Source organism: Streptomyces sp. NPDC000404 (assembly GCF_040300365.1).
In the GTDB taxonomy this organism is placed as follows: Bacteria; Actinomycetota; Actinomycetes; order Streptomycetales; family Streptomycetaceae; genus Streptomyces; species Streptomyces ramulosus.
The window spans coordinates 58,792-82,464 of sequence record NZ_JBEPDN010000016.1 but is presented as its reverse complement, the minus strand read 5'-3'; the positions used below and the strand labels follow the sequence as shown (position 1 = coordinate 82,464).

General features: G+C 71.9%; 22 protein-coding genes. 13 read left to right on the top strand and 9 right to left on the bottom strand.

The window, feature by feature from the left end; all coding sequences use genetic code 11:
• Positions 1 to 89: 89 nt before the first annotated feature.
• Positions 90 to 710 carry a GNAT family N-acetyltransferase gene (locus ABT345_RS28045; protein WP_345079076.1) on the top strand — a complete coding sequence of 207 codons (621 nt, stop codon included), beginning with the start codon at positions 90 to 92 and terminating at the stop codon, positions 708 to 710.
• Between the two features lie 154 nt (positions 711 to 864).
• Positions 865 to 1,215: a hypothetical protein gene (locus ABT345_RS28040; RefSeq protein WP_345079073.1), complete on the top strand. Its 351-nt coding sequence runs from the start codon at positions 865 to 867 to the stop codon at positions 1,213 to 1,215.
• 36 nt (positions 1,216 to 1,251) lie between these two features.
• On the opposite strand, the gene ABT345_RS28035 is transcribed toward ABT345_RS28040, so the two are convergent.
• Complete coding sequence (locus ABT345_RS28035; protein WP_345079070.1) at positions 1,252 to 1,926, bottom strand: hypothetical protein; 675 nt, start codon at positions 1,924 to 1,926, stop codon at positions 1,252 to 1,254.
• A gap of 184 nt (positions 1,927 to 2,110) precedes the next feature.
• Here ABT345_RS28035 and ABT345_RS28030 point away from each other — a divergent pair, with 184 nt between their 5' ends.
• The 3 genes from ABT345_RS28030 (at position 2,111) to ABT345_RS28020 (ending at position 5,506) form a co-directional block, all read left to right on the top strand.
• Positions 2,111 to 2,941, top strand: a complete 831-nt coding sequence (locus ABT345_RS28030; protein WP_345079068.1) for a helix-turn-helix domain-containing protein — start codon at positions 2,111 to 2,113, stop codon at positions 2,939 to 2,941.
• Complete coding sequence (locus ABT345_RS28025) at positions 2,938 to 3,225, top strand: DUF397 domain-containing protein (protein WP_345079065.1); 288 nt, start codon at positions 2,938 to 2,940, stop codon at positions 3,223 to 3,225. The genes ABT345_RS28030 and ABT345_RS28025 overlap by 4 nt, the downstream gene beginning before the upstream one ends.
• A gap of 148 nt (positions 3,226 to 3,373) precedes the next feature.
• A complete protein-coding gene (locus ABT345_RS28020) occupies positions 3,374 to 5,506 on the top strand; it encodes a tetratricopeptide repeat protein (protein ID WP_345079062.1) in 2,133 nt (710 codons plus the stop codon).
• A gap of 203 nt (positions 5,507 to 5,709) precedes the next feature.
• Here ABT345_RS28020 and ABT345_RS28015 read toward each other — a convergent pair whose 3' ends face one another.
• Entirely contained in the window at positions 5,710 to 5,958 is a 249-nt protein-coding gene (locus ABT345_RS28015) for a hypothetical protein (protein ID WP_345079059.1), read from the bottom strand.
• A gap of 317 nt (positions 5,959 to 6,275) precedes the next feature.
• Positions 6,276 to 6,881 carry a TetR/AcrR family transcriptional regulator gene (locus tag ABT345_RS28010; protein ID WP_345079056.1) on the bottom strand — a complete coding sequence of 202 codons (606 nt, stop codon included), beginning with the start codon at positions 6,879 to 6,881 and terminating at the stop codon, positions 6,276 to 6,278.
• Between the two features lie 88 nt (positions 6,882 to 6,969).
• On the opposite strand from ABT345_RS28010, the gene ABT345_RS28005 reads away from it, so the two are divergent.
• Positions 6,970 to 8,217, top strand: a complete 1,248-nt coding sequence (locus ABT345_RS28005; RefSeq protein WP_345079053.1) for an NADH:flavin oxidoreductase/NADH oxidase family protein — start codon at positions 6,970 to 6,972, stop codon at positions 8,215 to 8,217.
• A gap of 116 nt (positions 8,218 to 8,333) precedes the next feature.
• On the opposite strand, the gene mshD is transcribed toward ABT345_RS28005, so the two are convergent.
• Complete coding sequence (gene mshD / locus ABT345_RS28000; protein WP_386459642.1) at positions 8,334 to 9,260, bottom strand: mycothiol synthase; 927 nt, start codon at positions 9,258 to 9,260, stop codon at positions 8,334 to 8,336.
• A gap of 604 nt (positions 9,261 to 9,864) precedes the next feature.
• Here mshD and ABT345_RS27995 point away from each other — a divergent pair.
• From ABT345_RS27995 to ABT345_RS27985, 3 genes are read left to right on the top strand one after another with little or no spacing between them, the layout of a single operon-like run.
• Positions 9,865 to 10,608 carry an ATP-binding cassette domain-containing protein gene (locus tag ABT345_RS27995; RefSeq protein ID WP_345079047.1) on the top strand — a complete coding sequence of 248 codons (744 nt, stop codon included), beginning with the start codon at positions 9,865 to 9,867 and terminating at the stop codon, positions 10,606 to 10,608.
• 3 nt (positions 10,609 to 10,611) lie between these two features.
• Positions 10,612 to 11,892 carry a DUF7224 domain-containing protein gene (locus tag ABT345_RS27990; RefSeq protein ID WP_345079044.1) on the top strand — a complete coding sequence of 427 codons (1,281 nt, stop codon included), beginning with the start codon at positions 10,612 to 10,614 and terminating at the stop codon, positions 11,890 to 11,892.
• The gene (locus ABT345_RS27985) at positions 11,889 to 12,494 is read left to right on the top strand and encodes a hypothetical protein (RefSeq protein WP_345079041.1); all 606 of its coding nucleotides are present in this window, start codon (positions 11,889 to 11,891) and stop codon (positions 12,492 to 12,494) included. Before ABT345_RS27990 ends, ABT345_RS27985 begins: the two co-directional genes overlap by 4 nt.
• Positions 12,495 to 12,659: 165 nt before the next feature.
• On the opposite strand, the gene ABT345_RS27980 is transcribed toward ABT345_RS27985, so the two are convergent.
• Positions 12,660 to 13,058, bottom strand: a complete 399-nt coding sequence (locus tag ABT345_RS27980) for a MerR family transcriptional regulator (RefSeq protein WP_345079038.1) — start codon at positions 13,056 to 13,058, stop codon at positions 12,660 to 12,662.
• 65 nt (positions 13,059 to 13,123) lie between these two features.
• Here ABT345_RS27980 and ABT345_RS27975 point away from each other — a divergent pair, with 65 nt between their 5' ends.
• The 4 genes from ABT345_RS27975 to ABT345_RS27960 all read left to right on the top strand — a co-directional run bounded on the left by ABT345_RS27975 (position 13,124) and on the right by ABT345_RS27960 (position 18,799).
• A complete protein-coding gene (locus ABT345_RS27975; RefSeq protein WP_386459411.1) occupies positions 13,124 to 14,365 on the top strand; it encodes an MFS transporter in 1,242 nt (413 codons plus the stop codon).
• A 235-nt stretch (positions 14,366 to 14,600) separates the two neighbouring features.
• Positions 14,601 to 16,433 carry a bifunctional metallophosphatase/5'-nucleotidase gene (locus ABT345_RS27970; RefSeq protein WP_345079032.1) on the top strand — a complete coding sequence of 611 codons (1,833 nt, stop codon included), beginning with the start codon at positions 14,601 to 14,603 and terminating at the stop codon, positions 16,431 to 16,433.
• Positions 16,434 to 16,838: 405 nt separating this feature from the next.
• Positions 16,839 to 18,200 carry an LmeA family phospholipid-binding protein gene (locus ABT345_RS27965; protein WP_345079029.1) on the top strand — a complete coding sequence of 454 codons (1,362 nt, stop codon included), beginning with the start codon at positions 16,839 to 16,841 and terminating at the stop codon, positions 18,198 to 18,200.
• 188 nt (positions 18,201 to 18,388) lie between these two features.
• Positions 18,389 to 18,799 carry a nuclear transport factor 2 family protein gene (locus ABT345_RS27960; RefSeq protein ID WP_345079026.1) on the top strand — a complete coding sequence of 137 codons (411 nt, stop codon included), beginning with the start codon at positions 18,389 to 18,391 and terminating at the stop codon, positions 18,797 to 18,799.
• Here the strand turns inward: ABT345_RS27960 and ABT345_RS27955 are convergent.
• From ABT345_RS27955 to ABT345_RS27940, 4 genes are all read right to left on the bottom strand, one after another.
• On the bottom strand, positions 18,796 to 20,382 hold the full coding sequence (locus ABT345_RS27955; protein WP_386459408.1) for a sensor histidine kinase: 1,587 nt from the start codon (positions 20,380 to 20,382) through the stop codon (positions 18,796 to 18,798). The two genes, ABT345_RS27960 and ABT345_RS27955, sit on opposite strands and share 4 nt — an antisense overlap.
• Positions 20,379 to 21,116: a response regulator transcription factor gene (locus ABT345_RS27950; protein WP_345079023.1), complete on the bottom strand. Its 738-nt coding sequence runs from the start codon at positions 21,114 to 21,116 to the stop codon at positions 20,379 to 20,381. The genes ABT345_RS27955 and ABT345_RS27950 overlap by 4 nt, the downstream gene beginning before the upstream one ends.
• Before the next feature lie 237 nt (positions 21,117 to 21,353).
• Entirely contained in the window at positions 21,354 to 22,439 is a 1,086-nt protein-coding gene (locus ABT345_RS27945) for a S1C family serine protease (RefSeq protein WP_345079020.1), read from the bottom strand.
• 126 nt (positions 22,440 to 22,565) lie between these two features.
• Complete coding sequence (locus tag ABT345_RS27940; protein WP_345079017.1) at positions 22,566 to 23,591, bottom strand: LacI family DNA-binding transcriptional regulator; 1,026 nt, start codon at positions 23,589 to 23,591, stop codon at positions 22,566 to 22,568.
• Between the last annotated feature and the right edge of the window lie 82 nt (positions 23,592 to 23,673).

Sequence of the window (23,673 nt, the reverse complement as noted above, 5' to 3'; positions counted from 1 at the left end):
CCCGCACACCCCTCATTCCACTAATTAAGTAGTGGAAGAGTGAGGGAAATGGGCTGCGCCTGTCAACCTGAGCCGCCTACGCTCCCCCGATGCCAACCTCTCCCGCGCACCCGCCGCTCCCCTTCACCCCGCGCTACCCGCTGCGCACCGCACGCCTCGACCTCCGCCCGGTCACCGACGACGACTTCGCCGCCATCCACGCCTACCAGCGCCTCCCCGACGTCTGCCGGTATCTGTACTGGGGCCCGTTCGACGAGGCCGGCTCCCGCGACTCCGTCACCAAGAAGACCGCCCGCACCACGCTGCGCACCGAGGGCGACGTCCTCCAACTCGCCGTCGTGGTCCGGGAATCCGGCGTACTCGTCGGCGACGTCACCTTCGCCTGGACGAGCGCCACCCACCGCCAGGCGAGCATCGGCTACGTCTTCCACCCCGACCACCACGGCCACGGCTACGCCACCGAGGCGAGCCGCGCCCTCCTCGCCCTCGGCTTCGACCACCTCGGACTCCACCGCATCCAGGCCGAGTTGGACGGCCGCAACACCGCCTCCGCCCGCCTCCTGGAACGCCTCGGCATGCGCCGCGAGGCCCATCTCGTCGAGAACGAACTCCTGGACGGTGAATGGTCCGACGAGGTCATCTACGCGATGTTGGCGCGGGAGTGGGACGCGCTGCGGGCGACGGATCCGCAGGCCGCACCCCGCGTCTGACCTGCGCGTTCCAGCCGGGACGCGACCCGGCCGGGACAGAGCACGGGATGCGAGGGCAGCCTCAAGCCGGTGATCGACGCGCACGGCGGACCGATGCTCTGGAAACCCTCAAGCGCCTTGTCACACGCGGAGCACAACCGTCACGGTTGTCACCATGGCACCCTTTGCAGGACTGAGCGGAAAAAAGCACAGCGGAAAGCAGCACGACGTCGTACCGGTCATCCGGGACGCGGAGGTGATCGCGGCGGCCCTGCGTCAGGCACTGGCCGAGGCCACGCCCGAAGAACGCCCGGGCCTGGAACGCGCCGCCGCCCTCGCGGAATCCACCGCCGCGGCCACCGAAGGCGAGCTGCGCGCCCGCTGGGTCCGCTCCCGGCTGGCGGCCAAGGACTTCACCGGAGACATCGGCTCGGTCGCGGCGGTCAAGGCCCTGCGTCAGGCCGAGCCGAAGCTGAGCCTGCTGGCCGCGGTCGAACTCCAGAAGGACGCCGTGAACCATCCGTAGCGATCCGGCGGCGGCGCGGCCCGGCACGCCCCGGCGTCACGCCGCCGCCGGACCTCCGGCTTCCGCCCCCGGGCCCGCCGCACCGCCGGTCTCCGCCGCCAGATCCACCACCGTGCACCGCCGCAACTCCACGACCAGCTGCGATGCCAGGAACCACGCCGCATGCGGATGCCCGTACGGCAGGAACCCGTCCTCCGAAGCGGCGGCCAACCCACCGCCCCGGCCCGGCGCATGGAACCCGCCGTACACCCCGCGCACCCGCGCCTTCCGCACCCGCACGGCGACCGGATCGCCCAGCTGCGGACAGTGCCGCACCGCCACCGCCGCACACCCCACACAGACCGGCGGCTTCATCCCGTACGCCCCCTCCGGCCACCCCGACGCGCGCCCCTCCTGACGGGGCAGCAGAAACAGCACCCCGCGCCCGGTCCGCCCCGCCGGCTCTCCGCACACCTGGCACAGCCCCGCCAGCAACGCCCGCCGCTGCCGCACCGGATGCACCGCCCGAAACCGCGGCCGCCCCTCCCCCGGCGCCTCCCCGACCCGGCTCCACAACACCCCGTGCGCATCCCGGTCCCCGGCCCGCTCGTCCCGGTACGCCAGCCCCGCCCCGTCCGCCCGCACCGTCAGCGAACGCACGGCCACCCGCTCCCCACTCCAGGCGGTGATATACGGAACGGGCACCTTGCCCTCCCCTGCGAACTGCACCATTGCCACCGGCCTCCTTGCCACGAGGTTCGAATCCCACTCCCGGGTGAAGTCACCTCGGGATGGGCTCAGTTGGTCACCTGGGGAACGCTGCGGGCAATAAAGTGGCACGAGTTGAACGGGCTGCGCTCAAGTTCGCAGCCTGCGCAGGTGCTGGCGTGTGCCCACATGAGGAGAGGCCACAGCGTTGGACGAGACCACCCCACCCGAGCACTTGAATCCGTTGCAACGCTTCGGCCGCGACGTCAGAGAAGTACGCCTGGCCCGCAAGCTCACCCAGAAGCACCTCGCCAACTCGACGGGCTACTCCGATGGCTACGTGAGCAAGGTCGAGTCCGGCACGCTGCTGCCCAGACCCAGCAAGAAGTTCGCCAAGGGCTGCGATGTGGCCTTCGGCACCGGCAAGTTGTTCATGGGGATGCTGGAGCGGATCGAGGAAGGCGACCACCCGAGCTGGTTCGTCCCGTACCTGAACCTGGAGAAGAAGGCGACGCGGATACTGGATTACTCCGCGATCCTCGTGATGGGGCTTCTCCAGACGGAGGATTATGCGCGGGCGGTGTTCCTCTCGCATCACTCCCAGGAGGCATCCGAGGCGATCGAGGGCAAGACCGCAGCACGAGTTCGCCGCCGTGAGATCTTCGAACGAGAGAAGCCTCCGCTCCTGTGGAGCATCATGCACGAGTCATGCCTACGCACGGTGATGGGCAGCGCCGAGGTCATGGCTGGCCAGCTCGCATACCTGCTGGAAGCCGCTGCATCGCCGCACATCACGCTCCAGGTGATGCCGTTCGCGGCAGGCGCCCCGGCCGCCTCCACGAGGCCGTTCACCGTGTTGCGTTTCGACGACTCCCCCGCGGTCCTCTACACGGAAACGCGGGTAGGAGGCAGGATGTATGACTCCGCACAAACGGTCGAAGCTGCCATCGATGACTACGATCTATTGCGGGCCCACGCGTTGTCCCCGGACGCATCACTGGACTTGATCAAAACCGTGCTGAAGGAGTTCCAGGCATGAGCCCCGACGTCGATCTCACCGCCGCCGAGTGGGTCAAGTCCTCGTACAGCGACGCCAACGGCGGCCAGTGCGTCGAGTTCTCCCGCACCTTCACCTGGGTCAAGTCGTCCTACAGCGGCGGCAACGGCGGCCAATGCCTCGAATTCGCGCCCGCCGCGCAGACGCACGGCATAGTCCCGGTCCGCGACAGCAAGAACCCCGACGGGCCCGCGCTGGTCTTCCCCGCCGGGCACTGGACCACGTTCGTCAAGGCCCTGAAGGGCGGGGAGTTCGGGGCTGTGTGAGGGGCGAGAGTCCACCGGCTCCCTGTGCTGCTTACCGGGGGCCACTTCCCTTTCGGGCAGCGGATCGGCGGGAGCCACGCCCCGCCACACGCCGGTTGGCTAGTGTCGAAATCACCGAGTTGAGGCCGGCGGGGGAGGAAAAGACTCCATGAGCAGCGGCAATAACGCCTGGGCCGAGGGGCAGGGCCGCGTATTCCAAGCCTCCGGCGACCAGCACATCATCGAACAGCACTACTACGGCGCCAACTGGACGGGGCCCGATACGGTACGCCGTCCCTCAGTCGGTCGCGCACCCGTTGTGCTGCGCGACCGCTCCGGAGAGATGGACCGCCTGCGCGTCGGGATCGAACCCGGCGTTGGCAATTGCGTCTACGTACTCCACGGCCTTGGCGGCTGCGGCAAGACAGCTGTCGCGTACGCGCTGTTCCAGGACGCCACCGGTCAGGCCGGTCGCATCGGCCTGTGGGTCAACGCCTCCGACTCCGCTTCCTTACGGGCCGGAATGCTTGCGGTCGCAGCTGACCGCGGCGCCTCTGACGGTGAATTGATGGGAGCGCGCAGCGGGTTACGCCCCGCGGCCGATCTGGTCTGGCACTACCTGGACCACTCCGATCAGCCCTGGCTCCTGGTCCTCGACAATGCCGACGACCCCACGATCCTCCGCGACGGCGGGTGGCTCCGCACCAGCCCCACCGGAACCGTCGTCGTCACCACCCGGCAGGCGGCGGCCCACTGGTGGCCAGGTGCCGAGCTCCTTCAATTCGGTGTCCTCCCCCGCGAAGAGGCCGCTCTCGTTCTCCATGATCTGGCGCCCCACGCGGGATCAGTGGAAGATGCAGCAGCGGTCGCTGATCGTCTTGGCCGCCTCCCCCTGGCACTCACTCTGGCCGGCGGATTCCTCGCCCATCAGGTCATCAACCCTTGGACCCTCGCCGACTACGGCCATCAGCTCGGTGGCAATGCCGGCCTCGACCCCATCGAACTCATCGACCAAGGGGCTGTCGCCGTCGGTGGTGACTCACGCCACCTGCTCAGCCGCACCTGGCAACTCTCCCTCGACGCCCTCGCCACACAAGGGCTCCCCGAAGCCGGCCGCCTCCTGCGCCTCCTCTCATGCTGGGCCAACGATCCGCTGCCTCTGTCGACCCTCTCCGGAGCGGAGCTCGGCCCGGAACTCCCGGATTCCCACGTCGAATCAGCGCTTCGGGGGCTCCTCGACCATTCCCTCAGCGAGCTGGTTTCCCGCGAAATTCGATGCCTTCGCACCCATGGCGTCCTTCTCGACAGCGTCGCCCGCACCACCCCTGCCGACCAACGAGAACAGCTCGCGGCCACAGCTTCCCGGCTGCTACTCGCAGCACTGCCGGAGGTTCCTGACCGCGGAGCACAAGAACCGCACGTCAATCTGCTCGCGCCGCATGTGATCGCCCTCCTGCGGAGAGCCATTAACTGGGCAGTCAGCCAACCAACGATGGAAGCCGCAGCGGAATGCGCCCACAGGATCGCCACCGCCGTCCACCGATCCGGCGACTACACCTCTGCGCTGGCCCTGAGCAGCGAGGCTGTGGAGCTCGTTGCCCCGCGTCTCGGCAAAGAAAATGTTTCGGTCATCCGGCTGCGTCAACGCGTAGGACGTGCGCTTTTCCGCCTTGGACGGTTCGAGGAGTCCGAAGCCCTGCACCGAGAAGTGCTAGAAATTTGCGAAAGGACGCTGGGGGCAGAGGAGCCAGACACTCTGGAAACATGCTTGAAGCTGTCCGCCCCACTTGTGAACCTTAATCGCGAAGCGGATGCTCTCTCACTGATTCGGCGAGCAGTCGAGGGTCGCATTCGACTCTTCGGGGCCGAGCACCCGCTCACCGTTCTCGCACGAACGTCCCTCCTGGCACAGTCTATAAATCCGGAAGATATTGCGGCAGATTCAGCGCTGGTAACGGAATGCTACCGCCAGTTCGGCGAGAATCACCCCCTCACACTTCGAGTGGAACTCGACTACGCATACGCCCTCCGCCGCTCAGGAAATCCCACAGGTTCCCTCCCTCACATCCGAGCAGCTTTCGCGGGGCACGTACAGCGCTTTGGACTCGATTACCCGATCACATTGAACGCGCGATCCACATTAACTGCAGTTCTGACCGCGCTTGGACGCCATGCGGAGGCAATCGAGCACGCAGAGGCCCTCGTGGAGGGACGGACCAGAGTGCTGGGGCCCGAACACCCTTGGACGCTTCGCGCTCAGGAACTCCTGCATCAAAATCGACGCGCACAAAGCGGCACGTGAGACGCCGCAGATGCATGGAAGTCCAGGCGTGAGGGACCGAGCGGAAGACGTTCGCAGGGGATTGTCCGGAAGCCCGCTCCCCCCGGTGCTGCACACCAGGGAAAGCGGGCTTCCTCTTTCGTCGCCGCGCAGCGGGACCCACGACCCGCGCACGGCGACCGTTCAGTGGCCGGTCACCGGATGGCAGTGGGTGGCCGATCCGGTCAGCGGTTGTAGATCGCCATGATCGGGTCGCTGTCGTCGCACCACACCTCGTGGTAGCCGTTCGCCTGGGCGAACGGCAGTTCCTTCGCTTCGCACTCCGCCTTCGAGGGGTACCGCAGAGCGCCGACGGGCACCCAGCCGTCACCGGGCGGCGGGGCGGCGAACGCGCTGGCGGCGGACAGCGGGATGGAAACCGCCGCGGCACCGACCGCAAGGCCGATGCCGATACGGGAACGCCAGGACTTCATCGATTCCTCCATAAGGGGCAGTAACGAATTCAGCGCTGTCCGGCACACGCGCCATCACATTTCCAAGTCCCGCTAAACGCTGGGACGTTGATGGTGCGTGTTTTTCATGGAGAGAGATGCGGTCCCGGCGGGGGAAGTTCGCTGCGGGATGTGGATTTCTCGGCTCTGCCCTTCCGCTTATGCGACCCCGGTCCGTACGGGCAAGCCCTGGGATGGCGCGCGTAATGCGAGGGCAAAGCGGCAGGCCGTCAGGGTGAGCAGGCGCCCGGGCGTGGGCGGGCGCTATCACCGGCTCCCGCCTACGCCGGGTCACCGGCTCACCCCTCCGCCTCCAGGCCGGACCCACCCGGGGCGGCGCCCAGCAGCGCGCAGACCGCCCCCCGGACGCGGGCGTCCGCCGCGGCAGCGCCGTCGGCGTGGAATTTGCCGTCGAGGCGCAGGAAGGCGAGGCCGTGGACCAGGCCCCAGACGGCGGTGGACAGCGCCTCCGGGTCGGCGCCGGGGAAGACATCGCGGACGACTCGGCCCACGCAGTCCCACACCGCGGCGGCAGCGGCGGTCCGCTCCGCGGCCGCGGGATCGCAGGGTTCGGCGAACATCACCCGGAACAGCGCGGGGCGCTCGACCGCGAAGTGGACGTAGGCGACGGCGACGGCGGCGAGGTCCTCGGGCGCGCGCGGGGCGGGGTGGGCGGCGGCGAGGTGGTCGGCGAGTTCGCGGTAGCCCTGTGCGGCGACGGCCGAGACCAGCGCTTCGCGGTCGGCGAAGTGACGGTAGGGGGCGGTCGCCGAGACGCCCGCGCGGCGGGCGACGGCGCGCAGCGACAGCGCGGCGCCGCCGTCCTCCTCCAGCAGGTCGCGGGCGGCGCGGAGGCAGGAGGCGCGCAGGTCGCCGTGGTGGTACGAGCCGGTCTGCGGTGTCATGGGTCACCCTCACTCATGTTTGCACCGCTTACATTCCCGTCTTAATGTGAGCGGTGTACACATTCTAGTGGAGGGTGAGGAGACCCCGATGGCGGACGACCTGTTCACACCGTTGCGGCTGGCTTCGGGCGCGGAGCTGCCCAACCGGATCGCGAAGGCGGCCATGGAGGAGAACCTGGCCGGTCCGGGCCAGCTGCCCGACCGGCGGCTGCTCACCCTCTACCGCGCCTGGTCCGAGGGCGGCAGCGGCCTGCTGATCACCGGCAACGTCATGGTCCACGCCGAGGCGCTCACCGGCCCCGGCGGTGTCGTCCTCGACGCCGCCGCGCCCCTGGCGCCCTTCACCGAGTGGGCCCGCGCGGCCAAGTCGGGCGGCGCGGCCGTGTGGATGCAGATCAACCACCCCGGCCGTCAGGTCCCCTCCGGCATGCCCGGTGTGGTGTGGGGCCCGTCCGACATCGGCGTCGACCTCGGCCGGCACAGCAACCGCTTCGGCCGCCCCTCCGCCATGACGGCCGAGCAGATCGCGGCGACCGTCGAGCGGTTCGCCGTCACCGCCCGCCGCGCCGCCGAGGCCGGATTCGACGGGGTGGAGATCCACGCCGCCCACGGCTACCTGCTGTCGCAGTTCCTCTCCCCGCTGGTCAACACCCGTACCGACGAGTGGGGCGGCGACCCGGCCCGCCGCGCCCGGCTGCTGCTGGACGTGGTGCGCGCCGTCCGCGCCGCCGTCCCGCCGTCCTTCGCCGTCGCGGTCAAGCTCAACTCCGCGGACTTCCAGCGCGGCGGCTTCGACGCCGACGACGCCCGCGAGGTGATCGCGATGCTCGCGCCCCTCGGCGTCGACCTGGTCGAGCTGTCCGGCGGCAGCTACGAGAGCCCGGCGATGACCGGCCGCGCCGCCGACGAGCGCACCCGCGCCCGGGAGGCGTACTTCCTCGACCTCGCCGCCGATCTGGTCCGCACCAGCCCGGTCCCGCTGATGCTCACCGGCGGCATCACCCGGCGCGAGACCGCCGAGCGGGTCCTCGCGGACGGCGTCGCGGTCGCCGGTATGGGCACCGCCCTCGCCGTCACCCCCGACCTGCCCCGCCGCTGGGCCGCCGGCACCGAGGCCGCGCGGGCGCTGCGCCCGGTGACCTGGTCCGACAAGGCGCTCGCCGCGGCCGCGAGCATGGCGCAGGTCCGTCACCAGCTGCGTCGCCTGGCCCGCGGCCGCCGCGTCGCCCCCGGCACCCGGCCCGCCGTGGCACTGCTCGCCGAACAGCTCCAGCAGCGCACGGCCCTGCGCCGCTACCGCGCCTGGCTGGACACCCGGCAGCCGGAGGCGGCGTAACCACGGCCGGGGCGTGGGGCGTTGCCGCCCGGCGGGAGCGGGCCGTATGCCCCCACGCCGAGGGCCCCGCGACCGGCGTACGGTCGCGGGGCCCCCGGCTCGGCAAACGGCCCGGCTCAGGTCTCCGACCGGTACATCAGGTCCGTCTCGTGCGTCACGAAGCCCAGGCGTTCGTACACCGTCACCGCGGCCGTGTTGTCCGCGTCGACGTAGAGCATCGCGGTCGGCAGGCCCTCGGCGGCCAGGTGGCGCAGGCCGATGGCGGTGAGGGCCTTGCCGAGGCCGCCGCCCTGGGCGCCGGGGCGGACGCCGACGACGTAGACCTCGCCGAGGCCCTCGTCGGCGTGCACCTTCGTCCAGTGGAAGCCGACCAGCGTGCCCTCGCGCTCCGCGAGGAAGAAGCCCTTCGGATCGAACCAGGCCTCGGCCTTGCGGTCGTCGAGATCGCGCTGGGTCAGCGAGCCCTGCTCGGGGTGGTGCGCGAAGGCGGCGGCGTTCACCTCCAGCCAGGCGGCGTCGTCCTGGCCGGGCTGGAAGGTGCGGACCGTGACGCCCTCGGGGAGCCGCGGTTCGGGCAGGTCGAGGTTGGTCAACGGGCGGCGCATCTGGCGCAGTTCGCGGAACTTCGTCAGGCCGAGGGTCTGCGCCAGGTGGCGGGCGGCGGCGTGGCCGCCGTGGGCCCAGACGCGCAGCCGGCGACCGGACTGGGCGAGCAGCTCGTTGCCGAGCGCCCGGCCGTGGCCGCGGCCGCGGTGTGCGGGGTGGACGACCAGTTCGGCGGCGGGCGCCTCCACCGGGTCGGTGTCCTCCAGCTGGCCGTAGCCGACCAGCTCGACGCCGTCCTCGGCCTCCTCGGACGGCACGGTCACCAGCAGGTGCCGCACCCCTTCCCGGGCGCCGCCGCGCAGCTGGAGCCGCCCCTGTTCGGACACAGCGGGCTGCCCGTCGGTCCGCGCGGCCTGCTCGATCAGCGCGAGCACCTCGGCGGCTTCCTGGGACGTGAGCGTGTCGGCGACCCGAATCCGGCGGCCGGTGGGGCCCATCTCCTGTGCAGCGTCAGTCATGCTCTGAAGCGTACGGCCCCGGGGGGCGGGGCGGACGGAGTCGTGGGGGCGGCCGGCAGGGGGCCGGGTCTCCCGCCCGGAGGCAACCGGCAGCTCCACGTCGACGGATCGCGTACGGCTACGGCCTGCGCAATCCCGGCAGGGCCGGGCAACCCGTCCTGCCCGCCTCGGCAACGCGCGGGAACAGCACTTCTTTGGACGACTCACAGACAGCGGGCCTTACCACCTGGAATGCCACCCCGCCTTGGATTCCGACCGAACCACGCGGAATCGGCCATTTCCAGCAGAAGGTCATAGGCCGCAACTCTTGGAATATCGCGATGACTTGGCGCTGAAGCAGACAATAATGGGCACGTCTACGCGGGAAGATTGGCGTAAAGGTGTGATTTTTCCTTGCCATGCACAGGCCGATCGCCACATGCTCGTCCCGCTCCCGGTCGAAGGGATCGACTCACGCCTGACCAGCTTGTGAGGGAAGTCAAGGCCGTGACGATCAAGTGGTGGAGCGCAGTCCGTGACGCACCGCCGGGCGGGAACCCCCGCCCGGCTTTGTCAGCCCTCCCCCGCGACCAGCAAGGACGAGATGTCTCTGCAGTTCACCCGATGCTCCTTCCGGTACGGCCGGAAGGTGCCGGTCCTCGACGGGCTCAGCCTGACCATCGACCACAGAGCCGCCGTCCTGCTGGGACCGAACGGCGCCGGCAAATCCACCCTGATGGGCATCGCCGCCTCCTGGCTCGCTCCCACCCGCGGCGCCGTCGCATGGCGCGGCCGCACGCCGGGCACCACCCGCGAGCGCGCGGCCTACCGCGCCGCCGTGGGCTGGCTCCCGCAGCACATCAAACCCATGCCGGGCCTGACCGTCCGCGAGAACGTCGCCTACATCGGCTGGCTGAAGGGCATGGCCCGCCGCGAGGCGTGGGACCGCTCCGCCCCCGCGCTGGAACGCGTCAAGCTCACCGGCCTCGCCGACCGCAGGAGCCACCAGCTCTCCGGCGGCCAGCTGCGCCGCATGGGCATCGCCGGAACCCTGGTGCACCACAGCGAACTCGTGCTGCTGGACGAGCCCACCGCCGGTCTGGACCCCTCCCAGCGCAAGGTCTTCCGCCAGGTCCTCGACGACCTGCTCACCGACGTCCACATCGTGGTCTCCACCCATCAGACCGAGGACCTCGATGCCGTCTACGACCACGTCGTGGTCCTGGACCGCGGCACGGTCCGATTCCAGGGCGCCACCTCCGGATTCCTGAACCTGGCCCACCCCGACCTGCCCGAGTCCCGTCGGGCCGAGGGTGCCTACACGCAGCTGATCGAAGAGGAGGTGTGAAGAGTGCGCTGGCGTACCGTCCTCCGTTCCTCCTCCGCCGCCTGGCTCGCCCCGCTCCTGGCCGCCTTCGTCGCCTTCCTGCTCCGCGACGACCTGGTAGCCGGTGTCACCGCCGGCTACTGGCCCAGCGTCTTCGGCGCGGCCACCTTCGCCCTGCCCTTCGTCACTCCCGCCTGCGCCGCAGCCGGGGCGTGGGAGGGCTCCCGCCTGGCACGTGGCAAGGTCGCCGCTTGGGCTCCGGCCCGTGGCGGGCCGGCCATCGCCTGGCCGGTGCTCCTGCCCGTACTGGCCCTGGGCCTGCTCGGCATGGGCGTCGCGGTCGGCTTCACCCTGACCGAGGCCGCCCCCACCGGCGGGCTGCCCCCGCTCGGCGTGGCCGCCATGTGGCTGATCGTCTTCCTCGCCAACGCCATGGCCGGCTTCCTGCTCGGCCGCAAGCTGCCGCTGGTCATCGCCGTTCCGCTGGCCCTGATCCTCAGCTTCGTCCTCACCGCCTACCCCGCCACCCTCGAACCGCTGTGGCTGCGCCACATGGTCACCGGCGGCGTCGACGGCTGCTGCTCGCTGGACCAAACCCTCAACTGGCGCCCGGTGGCCAGCACCTCCGTCCTCGCCCTGGCCGTCGTCCTCGCCGCCGCCCTGGCACTGACCGCCACGGGCAGACGCGCCATCCGCTTCGGTACCACGGGCCTGCTGGCGGCCGGGCTGCTGGGCAGCGGCGCCCTGGCCTACGGGCTGCCCGCGACACCGACCACTCCTCGCTCCACCGCCGCGCTGACCTGCAGCGGCTCCGATCCGCAGGTGTGCGTCTGGCCCGAACTGAGCAGTGACCTGCCCACCATTCAACGCGTGGCCGCAGGCGCCCGGCAGCGCCTGCGGCACGCCGGTCTGAGCCTGCCGACACAGCTCACCATGGCGGAACACCCCGGCGCCGGCGCTCAGTACATCGGCTCCTGGGAGCGGGCCACCACCGACAACGTGCGCATCGGCATCGCCACCGGACTGCTGCCCGCCAACCCGCCGGCCTGCGCTGCCAAGGGCGACTTCCCCGGCGAAGTCGCCTTCGGTCCCCTGAGCGCCTGGCTGTCCCTGACCACCGGCGCGAGCGAGGACGAGGTCGCCAACCGCTACGGCCAACAGGAAACCGCTCTCGCCGCGCGCCTTCGCACCGCGCCTGCTGCCCAGCAGCGCGCCTGGTTCCAGCGCAACGAACCCGCGCTGCACGACTGCACCACCAAGCCCCGGCTCAAGCCGTCCGGCCAGGCCGCGGGAGGAGCACAGTGACCTGGTGGCTGAAGGCCAGGGCCGTACCGCAGGTCCTCGCTGCCGTACTCGCCGCGGTGCTGCTGAGCGCCCTGGCGCAAGGGGAAGCCATCCCGGTTCCAACCATCATCGGGCCCTCCGGCTCGCTTCTCTTCGGCCAGATCCTCGGCCTGCTGCCCACCGTGGTCCTGCTCTGGGGCATCGAGCGGGGCGACACCGTGGCCGAGGAGGTCGCCGTCCGGCCCGCACGCCCGCGCACCCTGGCCCTGTGCCTGTCCTACTCCGTCGTGCTCGCCACGCTGACGCTCTCCGTCCACGCGCTCCTCGACCGGCCGGATGTCCTGTCCATGGCCCGCAACAGCATCGGCTCCCTCGGCGCGGCACTGGTCCTGCGGGCACTGGCCGGTCCCGGCATCGCCGCCATCGCCGTCGCCGCCCTGCCGCTGCTGTGCGCGGCGGCCGGACGTCGCCCGGGCGGCTCGGCACAGCCGTGGGCCTGGCCCATCCACCCGGCCGACTCCGCCCTGGCCCTCGCCGAAGCCGGGTTTCTGCTCGTGGCCGGTTGCCTTCTGCTGCTGTGGCGGCGACGGCCGGTGGTGAATCTCCTGGCGCTGGGGGCGTGACGGGGCGGTGCCCCTACGGGTCCCGCCTTCGCGCGGGGCGAGCCCCTGGGGGCACCTGGCCGAGGGCCTCGCCTCTACAGGCCGGGACCTCGAGGGCCGCCCGTACAGGGCACTTGGGCCCCGGGGCGATGCCCGTACGGAACACCGGCCCCCAGCCACCCCCGCTCACCCCCTCACGGACGCCTCACCCGCACCCTCGCATCGGACGTTGTCCCGTACCGCCTCCAGGTAGGCGGCCACCGCGTCCCGGTTGCGGATGAGGCAGTCGATGCGTTCGGTCATGCGGTCGCGTTCGCGTTCCAGTGTGGTGAGCATTTCGGGTGTCGCGTCGGCGAAGACGATGTCCCGCGGTTTGTCGAGGCAGGGGAGGATCTGCTTGATGATCCGGGTCGGCAGTCCGGCGTCGAGCAGCCCTCTGATCTGCAGGACCCGGTCCGCGAGGCGTTCGTCGTAGGTGCGGTAGCCGTTCGCGCAGCGCTGGGAGATGATCAGGCCCTGCTCCTCGTAGTAGCGCAGCAGGCGGCGGGAGGCGCCGGTCCGTTCGGACAGCTCTCCGATACGCATGTGCTCCACCTCACGTAGCGGCCGGTTGACCTTCACATGGATGTGAAGGTTTGAGCATACGTGCCATGACAACGACAACGGCAACGACAACGCAGAGCGCAGATGCGGCAGTTCAATGCCCGGCACGTACGCAGGACGGGAAGCTCCCGATGGCCGCGTTGCTGGCGCTGGCCACGGCCGTCTTCCTCACCAGCCTGACCGAGACGCTTCCCGCCGGCGTCCTGCCGGCGATGAGCGCCGGGCTCGGCGTCACGGAATCCGCGGCGGGCCAGACGGTCACGGTCTACGCGATCGGGACCGCGCTGACCGCGATTCCGCTCACCGCCGCCACCGCGGGATGGCGGCGCAAGCGGCTGCTGCTGACGGCCATGGGCGCGTTCGCCGCCGCCAACACGGTCACGGCGCTGTCATCGGACTATCCGCTCACCCTGGCCGCCCGGTTCGTCGCCGGGGTGGCCGCGGGGCTGGCCTGGGCGCTGCTGGCCGGGTACGCCCGCCGCTTGGCGCCGGGGCCGCTGCAGGGCAAGGCCATCGCCGTCGCCATGGCGGGCATACCGGTCGCCCTCTCGCTGGGCGTGCCCGCGGGGACCTTCGTCGGCAAGGCGCTCGGCTGGCGCGTGGCCTTCCTGGCGATGACCGGCCTCACCCTGGTCCTGCTCGCCTGGATCACCGCGGCGGTCCCGGACCTTCCGGGTCAGCGCGGACAGGGCCGCCGCCCCTCGATGCTGCGGGTCCTGGGCGTGCCCGGGGTGCGGCCCGTCCTCTTCGTCACGCTGGTCTTCGTACTGGCCCACACGATCCTCTACGCCTACATCGCCGCCTTCCTCGACCGGGTCGGCATGGGCGGGTCGACCGACCTGGTGCTGCTGGTCTTCGGCGCCGCCTCCCTGGTGAGCATCTGGTGCGTGGGGGCCCTCATCGACCGGCGGCTGCGTCTCCTCACCATCGGCAGCACCCTGCTGGTCGGCCTGGCGGCCGCCCTGCTGGCGCTGCCGACCGGCAGCCATCTCCTCGTTCACGTCGCGGTGCTGCTGTGGGGCCTGGGCTGGGGAGGCGTGCCGACATTGCTGCAGACCGCTGTGGCCGACGCCGGGGGCGAGGCGGCGGACGCCGCGCAGGCCGCGCTCGTCACCTTGTGGAACGCGGCGATGGCGGCCGGCGGCGTCGTCGGCGGCCTGCTCCTCGGCGGGCTCGGCGCGAGGTCCTTCCCGTGGAGCGTCCTGGTGCTCCTGGTGCCGGTGCTGATCGTGGTGGTCGCCGCGCGCGGACACGGCTTCCCGGCGGAGCGGTCCGGCTCGGCCTCGTGACCGCCCGCGCCGACGCCGCGCCGCCCGCAGCCGCCCGGGCGGCACAGCAGGCCACCCGCCCCGTTCCGGCCAACGACCCGTCACCATCCGGCCACCTCCCAGGGCCTGTTGCGCTACGCGCGTTGACCGTAGGCTGCGTCCGCCCGGACGCAGTCGCGTGCCGGTACCGCAGCCCCGCCCGGCCGCCCGCCACCCGTGCGGCGCCGCCGGGCGACCGGTCCACGGAAGGGATCTCATGGAAGCGACACCCCAACGGCGCCGCCTGGTGCGCAGACTGACGGCAGGAGCGGCGGTGCTGGCCGCCGCCACCGCGGTCACCGCGGCCTCCCTGCCGTCCGGCGCGGGAGCGGACGCCGGCCGCGCGGGCACCGCCCGGGGGCGCACCGTCGACGTCCAGCTGCTCTCGTTCAACGACTTCCACGGCAACCTGGAGCCGCCGCAGGGCTCGTCCGGGACGGTCGAGGAGATCCAGCAGGACGGCAGCAAGAAGACGGTCGCGGCGGGCGGCGTCGAGTACCTCGCCCAGTCGCTGCGCACGGCCCGTAAGGGACATCCCTACTCCGTGACGGCGGCCGCCGGGGACATGGTCGGGGCCAGCCCGCTGCTCTCCGGGCTCTTCCACGACGAGCCGACCATCGAGGCGATGAACAAGCTCGGCCTCGACGTCACCTCGGTCGGCAACCACGAATTCGACGAGGGGCGGGCCGAGCTGACCCGCCTCCAGAAGGGCGGCTGCCACCCCAAGGACGGCTGCTTCGAGCAGGGCAAGACCTTCCAGGGCGCCGACTTCCCCTATCTGACGGCCAACGTCACCGACGACAAGACCGGAAAGCCGCTGCTCAAGCCGTACACCGTGTGGAAGCGCAACGGCGTGAAGATCGGCTTCATCGGGGTGACCCTGAAGGGGACCCCCGACATCGTCAACGCCGACGGCGTCAAGGGCCTGACGTTCCACGACGAGGTCGCCACGATCGACAAGTACGCCAAGGTCCTCGACAAGCAGGGCGTGAAGTCGGTCGTCGCCCTCATCCACGAGGGCGGGATGCCCGCCTCCACCTCGTACAACTACGACTGCGACAGCCCCGGTCCGGGCGACGGGATCTCCGGGCCGATCACCGAGATCGCCAAGAAGGTGACCCCGAAGGTCGACGCGCTGGTCACCGGCCACACCCACCAGTCGTATGTCTGCACCGTCCCCGACCCCTCCGGGAAGCCCCGTACGGTCACCTCCGCCGCGTCGTTCGGGAAGCTCTACACCGAGACCACGCTGACGTACGACCGCGCCACCGGCGACATCGTGCGGACGAACGTGAAGGCGCGCGGCGGCGCCGGGCGCGCGGCCAACCACGTGGTGGACCGGACGCAGCCCAAGGCGGCGGACATGACGTCGCTGATCGACCGCTGGAACAAGCTGGCCGCGCCGGTCGCGAACCGGCCCGTCGGGCACATCTCCGCGGACATCGCGGGGCGGGGCGCGCAGGTTCCGGAGTCGCCGCTCGGCGATGTCGTCGCGGACGCGCAGCGCGAGGCGGCCAAGGCGCCGGACAAGGGCGGCGCGCAGCTCGCCCTGATGAACCCCGGGGGGATCCGTTCGGATCTGGCCTACGCGGCGTCCGGCAAGGAGGGCGACGGGGTCGTCACCTACGGGGAGGCGTTCACCGTCCAGCCGTTCACCAACATGATGCGGACCCTCGACCTGACCGGCGCGCAGCTGCTCACCGCGCTCCAGCAGCAGGTCAGCGGCGCCAACGAGGCATCGCCGAAGATCCTTCAGGTCTCCGGCGGGTTCACCTACACCCTGGACATGACGAAGTCCGGCGCCGACCGGATCGTCAAGGACTCGGTGAAGCTGGACGGCGCCGCGCTCGACCCGGCGAAGACCTACCGCGTCGCGATGAACGAGTTCCTGGCCGGCGGCGGCGACGGCTTCCCCGTCTTCAAGGACGGTAAGAACTCCCTGGTCGGCGGCTCCGACCTGGACGCCTTCACCGCCTACCTGACGGCCCACTCGTCGGCGGACAAGCCGCTGACACCGCCGAAGGCCGACCGGATCACCGTCGTGAAGTAGCCCTGCCAAAGCGGCAGTTGACCCGCCGCTCACCTACGGGATTGCCTCTACGGGATTGCCCTTACGGGCCCGCGCCCGGCCGCCGCCCGGGCCGCGCGGCCCGTAGGGGCTGCCCCACCGGGTACCCGGCCGGACCGGGCGCCGGGACCCGTGAGGGCTGCCCCGGACACCCCGGACGGGACGCGCCACGGGGCCGCCGGACCACCCCGGGGAATGCCCCTACGGGCCGCGCGGGCGGACGGATCCGGCCGACCCGGGCGGACCGCGCCACCCGGCGCAAATCCCCCTTCCGGTGGCCGGATCCGCGCCAGGTTTCCCGCTCCGGGCCGCCGACAATCGTGGCGTTGCGCACTTACGGCCGGGTCGAGTTGCTAACGGGGGACCCGCTCATGGTCAGATGTGCGGATGCGAACCCCCCAACGCATATCTTCACCCTCGTCCCCGCTCCCCGAACCGGGATCCGCCGCCCCACCGGCACCGGACGAGAAGGACCGGGACACCCGTGAGTTCGAGCCGGTCAACCCGTACGCGGACCTGGCCGCCCTCGCCGACCCCGAGCCGGAGCCGGAGCCCGAGCCCGCCGAGCCGCACCGGCTGGAGCAGCGCCGCTACCTCAACGAACGGGACGGCAGCGACGATCCGCTCGGTCTGGGGCTGCGCTCGGACGAGGACGACCCGGACGCCTGGCAGCCGCCCAACCACCGCCGGATGAAGCGCGGCATCAGCCGCTTCGCCGCCGTGCCGCTCACCTTCAAGGTGCTGGTCGCGGTCGTGGTGCTCGCCGCCTTCCTCGCCCTCGGCGACCGCTTCGCCGTGCTGTACGCGCAGAACAAGGCCGAGGAGCAGATCAAGAAGGCGATGCATCTGACGGCCGCGCCCGAGGTCGACATCAAGGGCTTCCCCTTCCTCACCCAGGTGCTGGACAAGCACCTGGAGCAGGTCGACGTCACCATCCCGGACGTGGCGGCCGACCGGGTCTCGCTCGCGAAGTTCGAGGCCAGCGCCCGCGACATCCGGCTGGACGGCGATCTGCCGACCGCCGTCAAGGGCGCCACCATCGGGCAGATGCACGGCACCGTGCTGCTCGCCTTCGAGGACATGAACCGTGAACTGGGCGCCTCCCAGGTCAAGTTCAGCGAGATGGGCCCGAACGAGGTCCGCGCCGTGGGCCGCCTGCCGATCGCCGGGCACGAGCTGCGGATGCACGCCCAGGCCCGTATCCAGCAGGCCGGCGACCGTGGCGTGTCCACGCAGATCAGCAAGATGCGGCTGGACATCGGTGACGTCGCCGTCTACCGCCCCGGCACCGGCAAGGAGGAGGGCCTGCGGCTGACGCAGAAGGCCGCCGGGGAGCTGAGCCGCCAGGCCGGGAAGATCAAGTCGATGCTGAGCGTCCCGGCGATCGTGAAGCGCATCGGCATCCCGCAGGAGTACGTCGACGAGGCGCTGCACAACTCCGACAAGCTGCACGAGCTGACCGGCTCGCCGGACTTCGTGGCGAAGCTGATGAAGGTCAACCTCGTCGATGTGGTCGTCGACCATCCGTGGCTGCTGGAGAAGGTCGGCATCGACCCGAAGGTCCTCGGCGCCCTCTCCGGCCTGACCAAGCCGCAGCTCGCCGACCAGCTGTCGCTCTCCTTCCGCCTCCCGAAGACCCCCGGTGACGTGCGGCTGCGCCACATCTCCGTCGAGGAGGACGGCATCCGCGCCGAACTCGACGGCCGCGACCTGCCGTTCGGCGACGCGGCGAAGAAGGCGGGCAAGTAGCGGCGGCGGGGAGTGCGGGCCGGGGCCCGGCCGGAGCCCGTACGGCTTCGGCCGGGCCCCGGGCCGTTCCCGCCGGCCGCTCCCGTCGGCCCGCTCCCGTCGGCCCGGCGTCCGGCCGGGTCCCGCTCGGCGCTCGGCTGAGAGCGAAGCGTGCGGCATCCGCCCGGCCCTCCGGCTAGGTTCGGCCCATGGATGCCGTTCCCGCAGATCCGCTGGATCCGGATGTCGCACTCGTGCTGGGCTGCTACGCGGCCTACGCCCGCGGCGACATCGCCGCCGCGATCGCCCCGCTCCATCCGGACGTCGAGTGGATCGAGCCCGAAGAATTCCCGAACGGCGGCCGCCGCCGGGGCCCCGCGGCCGTCGCCGACTATCTGCGCGCCTCCCACGCCCTGTGGAGCGAGTTGCACTCCGAGCCGGTCCCGTACCGGCTCGGCGCGGACATCGTGATCGTCCACCACGCCCACGGCCGCCTCACCGACGGCACGCCCCAGGACCTCACCGTTGCCGACGTCTTCACCCTCCGCGGCGGCCAGGTGATCCGTATGCGGGCCTACGCCGACCCCGCCGAGGCCGTCGAGGCCGCCCGGGAGCCCTAGGAACGGCCGGGGGACTCCCCCGGCTCTCCCGGTGGCGTCGGCCCCGGTGCGGGCGGCGTCGGCTCCGGCCCCGCGGCCGTCGGGCCCGCGGGCGGCGGCGTGGGCGCGCCCGGCAGGGTCAGCACCGCCTCCGTGCCGCCGCCCGGTGCGGGCCGCAGCAGCACGCCGCCGCCGGCCTGCTCCGCGGTCCGCGCCACGATCGACAGGCCCAGACCGCTGCCGGGCAGCGAACGGGCCGACGGCGAGCGCCAGAACCGGGCGAAGACATGCGGGAGTTCGTCCTCCGCGATGCCCGGGCCGTGATCGCGTACGGTCAGCTCGCCCGCCGCCAGCCGGACCTCGACGGTGCCGCCCGCCGGGCTGAACTTCACCGCGTTGTCCAGCAGATTGACCACCGCGCGCTCCAGCGCCGCCGGCTCCGCGCGCACGTACCAGGGCGCGAGATCGGAGGTGACGGTCAGCGTCGGGCCGCGCAGCCGGGCCCGCTCCAGGGCCGCCGCGACCGTGTCGTGCAGCGCCACCACCCGCACCGCCGCACCGCCCGGCCCGCCGTCCGGCGTCCGCGACAGCTCCTGGAGATCGCCGATCAGCGACGCCAACTCCCCCATCTGCGCCTTCACCGACGTCAGCAGCGCCTCCTTGTCGGCGGGCGGGATCGGGCGGCCGGAGCGTTCGCTGCGGACCAGCAGATCGATGTTGGTCCGCAGCGACGTCAGCGGCGTCCGCAGCTCGTGCCCGGCGTCCGCGATCAGCTGCCGCTGGAGTTCCCGGGAGGCGGCGAGCGCCGCGGTCATGGAGTTGAACGCGCGCGACAGCCGGGCGATCTCGTCCTCGCCGTCGTCCGGGATGCGGATCGTCAGGTCCTCGGTCCGCGCGATGTGCTCGGCGGCGTCGGTCAGCCGGTCGACCGGCTTGAGCCCGGCGCGCGCCACCCACAGTCCGGCGGTCGCGGCGCCCAGCACCCCGACCCCGGAGACGATCAGCAACACCAGCGCCAGCTGGTTCAGCGGCTGGGTGACCTGGTCCATCGGGGCGGCGACGGAGACCGCGATGCGGTTGCCGCGGGCGTCGGTGATCGGGCCCGGGTAGTGCAGCGTCGCCACCCGCATCTGGGTGCCGTCCACGGCGCGGGTGGTGTGGACGGCGGACTCCAGCCGCCCGTCCGCGACGGCCACGTCGGCGCGCTGCGCCGGGATCGGCTCCTTCTCCGGCGAGGTGCACACGTCCCCGGAGGTCGACACCAGCTGCACGGTGTACGGCGTGGGCTGGAACGCCACCTGCCCGTCGGCCGTGCCCGAACAGGAGATCTTCAGCGCCTGGACGTAGCCCTGGCCGACATCGACGCTGCGCAGCGTGGAGTCGAGCTGTTCGGTGAGCCGGTCGCGGGTGATCAGCCAGCAGGCGGCGGCGGACGCCGCGACGGCGAGGGCCACGGCGACGGCGGTGAGCATCGCGAGCCGGGAGCGGAGCGGCAGCTGCCGGTAGCGGCGGGCGGCGCGCGCCAGCAGCCCGGGCGCGGTCTCCGCCGCGAAGGCGCCGCCCGGGGCGTCCGGGGCGTCCGGCGGCGGGGGCTGTGCGGTCATTCGCCGCCGCCCTCCGCGCGCAGCACGTAGCCGACGCCGCGCACCGTGTGCACCAGCCGCGGCTCGCCCGCCGCCTCCGTCTTGCGGCGCAGATACATCACGTACACGTCCAGGGAGTTGGAGGTCGGCTCGAAGTCGAAGCCCCAGACGGCCTTGAGGATCTGCTCACGGGTGAGGACCTGCCGCGGGTGCGCGAGGAACATCTCCAGCAGCGTGAACTCCGTCCGGGTCAGCTCGACGGGCCGCTCGCCGCGGGTCACCTCGCGGGTCGCCAGGTCCATCCGCAGATCGGCGAAGGCGAGGACGTCGCCGTCCGCGGGCTGCGCCCCGGCGGCCGCCGCGTAGGAGCTGCGGCGGAGCAACGCCCGGATGCGGGCGAGGAGTTCGTCCAGTTCGAAGGGTTTGACGAGGTAGTCGTCGGCGCCCGCGTCGAGGCCGGTGACGCGGTCGCCGACGGTGTCGCGGGCGGTCAGCATCAAGATCGGCACGGTCACCCCGCTCGCCCGCAGCCGGCGGGCGGCGGTCAGCCCGTCCATCCGCGGCATCAGGACGTCCAGCACGATCAGCTCCGGATCGTACGTGGCGACCTTCTCGACGGCGTCGAGCCCGTCGACGGCCTCCTCGGTGGCGTACCCCTCGAACGCCAGCGAGCGCCGCAGCGCCTCGCGGACCGCGGGCTCGTCGTCGACGATCAGGATGCGGGCGGGCTGGTCACCGTGGTCGGCGGGGCTCATGCGCGACTACCTCTGGATACCTCTGGACGCGATACGGGACGGCGGGCGGCGGGCCGCCCGGGCCAAGCGTCGCACGAGGGCGGCCCGGCCCGAGGGGAGGTCGGGCCGGGCGGCGGGCGTGCACGGGCCCGGGCGGGCGCGGGGGACGGGCAGGCCCGGGGGACGGGCGGACGCGGGAACCGGGCGGCGGGGCGGCCGACCGGCCCCACACCGGCCGGCCGCCCCGCCGCCCGGGACTCACACCCCGCTGTTCGGCCCGCCGCTGCCGCCACCGCGCAGCGCGGCGAGGTCCGCCTTGACGGTGTTGATCGGGATCGCGAACCCCAGCCCCACGCTGCCCGCGGTGCTGCTGCTGGCCGAACTCGGCGAGTACATCGCGGAGTTGATGCCGACGACCTGCCCGGCCATGTTGATCAGCGCGCCACCGGAGTTGCCGGGGTTGAGCGAGGCGTCGGTCTGGATGGCCTTGTACGAGGTCTTCGACGAGCCGGTGTCGCCGTTGTAGCGGTTGCCGCCGAACTCGAACGGCCACTGGTCGCCGCCGGGCCCCTGGTCCTGGCCCTGTCCGTCGCTCTTGGGCACCGTGACATCGCGGTTGAGCGCGGAGACGATGCCGCTGGTCACCGAGCCGGTCAGGCCCTCCGGCGAGCCGATCGCCACGACCTGGTCGCCGACCGCCAGGCTTCCGGAGTCGCCGAGGCTCGCGGGCGTCAGCCCCTTCGTGTCGTGCACCTTGACCAGCGCCAGGTCCTTGTCGGGGTCGGTCCCGACGACGTTCGCGATCTTCCGGCTGCCGTCGCTGAACGCGACGGCCACCGTGCGGGCGCCGGCCACCACATGGTTGTTGGTGACGATCTCGCCCTTGCCGGTGACGACCACACCGGAGCCGGTGGACTCGCCCTCCGCGGACCGCGCCCGGATCTCGACTATCGACGGGCTGACCGCCTTCGCCACCGCGGAGACCCCGCTCCCGCTGGTCTTCCCCGCGTTGACCAGCGGCGCGGAGACCGTCGAGCCCTGCCCGTGCTGCGTCGCCCCGGCGATCAGCGCCGCGCTGCCGCCGCCGATGAGACCGGAGGCCAGCGCCACCGCCGCGATCAGCGCGACCGGCCGCCGCGCCCGCTGCCGCGGCGCCTCCGGCTGCGGTGCGACCGGGTTGGCACCCGCGAACCCCGCGTACGTACCCTCACCGCCGGGCGCGTACGGAGGCGGCGGCGGGTACGCCGCTCCCGCCCCGCCCGCGCGGGCGCCGTCGCCGTGGCCGTAGCCGTACGGCCCGTCCTGGGACATCTCATCGCCGCTGCCGCGGTAGCTCTCGGTCATGTGATCACTGTGCGCGGCCACCATGAGAACCGGGTGAGAACGCCCTGAGAGACCCGGCAGAAGTGGGTATGCCCGGTATAAGTCCACCCGCCCGGAGGCGCCCGGCGTGCCCCGCGCCGCCCGGTGTCAGCCGCCGCAGCCGCAGGAGCGGCGGACCACCAGCCGCGAGGGGAACTGCCGCAGCCGCTCGCGGCGCGAGCCGGCCACCCGCAGCCCGTCGTCGAGGACGAGATCGACGGCGGCGCGCGCCATCGCCTCCCGGTCCGAGGCGACCGTCGTCAGCGGCGGATCGGTCAGCCCGGCTTCCTTCACATCGTCGAACCCGGCGACCGCCAGCTCACCCGGCACATCGATCCGCAGCTCCCGCGCGGCCCGCAGCACGCCGATGGCCTGGTCGTCGGTGGCGCACATCAGGGCCGGCGGCCGGTTCGGCCCGGCCAGCAGCTCCAGCGCGACCTGGTAGGCGTCGTAGCGGTTGTACGGGGCCTGGAAGTAGCGGCCCTCCAGCGACCGGCCCGCCTCCATCATCGCCCGGCGCCACCCCTCGACGTGGTCGGTGACCGGGTCGCCGGACTTGGGCGTCTCCTCCGTACCGCCGAGGAACGCGACGTACGGGTGGCCGTGCTCCAGCAGGTGCCGGGTGGCGAGCTGGGCGCCCCACACGTCGTCGGTCATCACCGCGACGTCGTCGATCGCGTCGGGCCTGCGGTGCAGCAGCACCACCCGGGCGTCCCAGGCGTCGATCTCGGCGGCGGCGTGCTCGCTGGGGCCCTGGCTGATCAGGATCAGCCCGGAGACCCGCATCCCGAGGAACGCGCGGAGGTAGTGGACCTCGCGTTCGTCGAGGTAGTTGGCGTTGCCGACCAGCACCATCTTGCCGCGCTCGGCCGCGGCCTGTTCCACGGCGTGCGCCATCTCCGCGAAGAACGGCTGCCGGGCGTCGGGGACGATCAGCCCTATGAGGTCGGTACGGCGCGACGCCATCGCCTGCGCGACGCGGTCCGGGCGGTACCCCAGCTCCTTGATCGCGGCGAGCACCCGCTCACGGGTGGCCGGGGCGACCGGCCTCGGTCCGTTGTTGATGACATAGCTGACCACCGCGGTCGAGGTCCCCGCCAGCCTTGCCACATCATCCCGCGTCACCTTGGCCACGCGCGGCAGTCTACGCGGGTGAACGGGGGTCTCCCCAGGGCCGGGGCGGCCGGCGGTTCACAGGGCGGGTGATCGGGTGTCC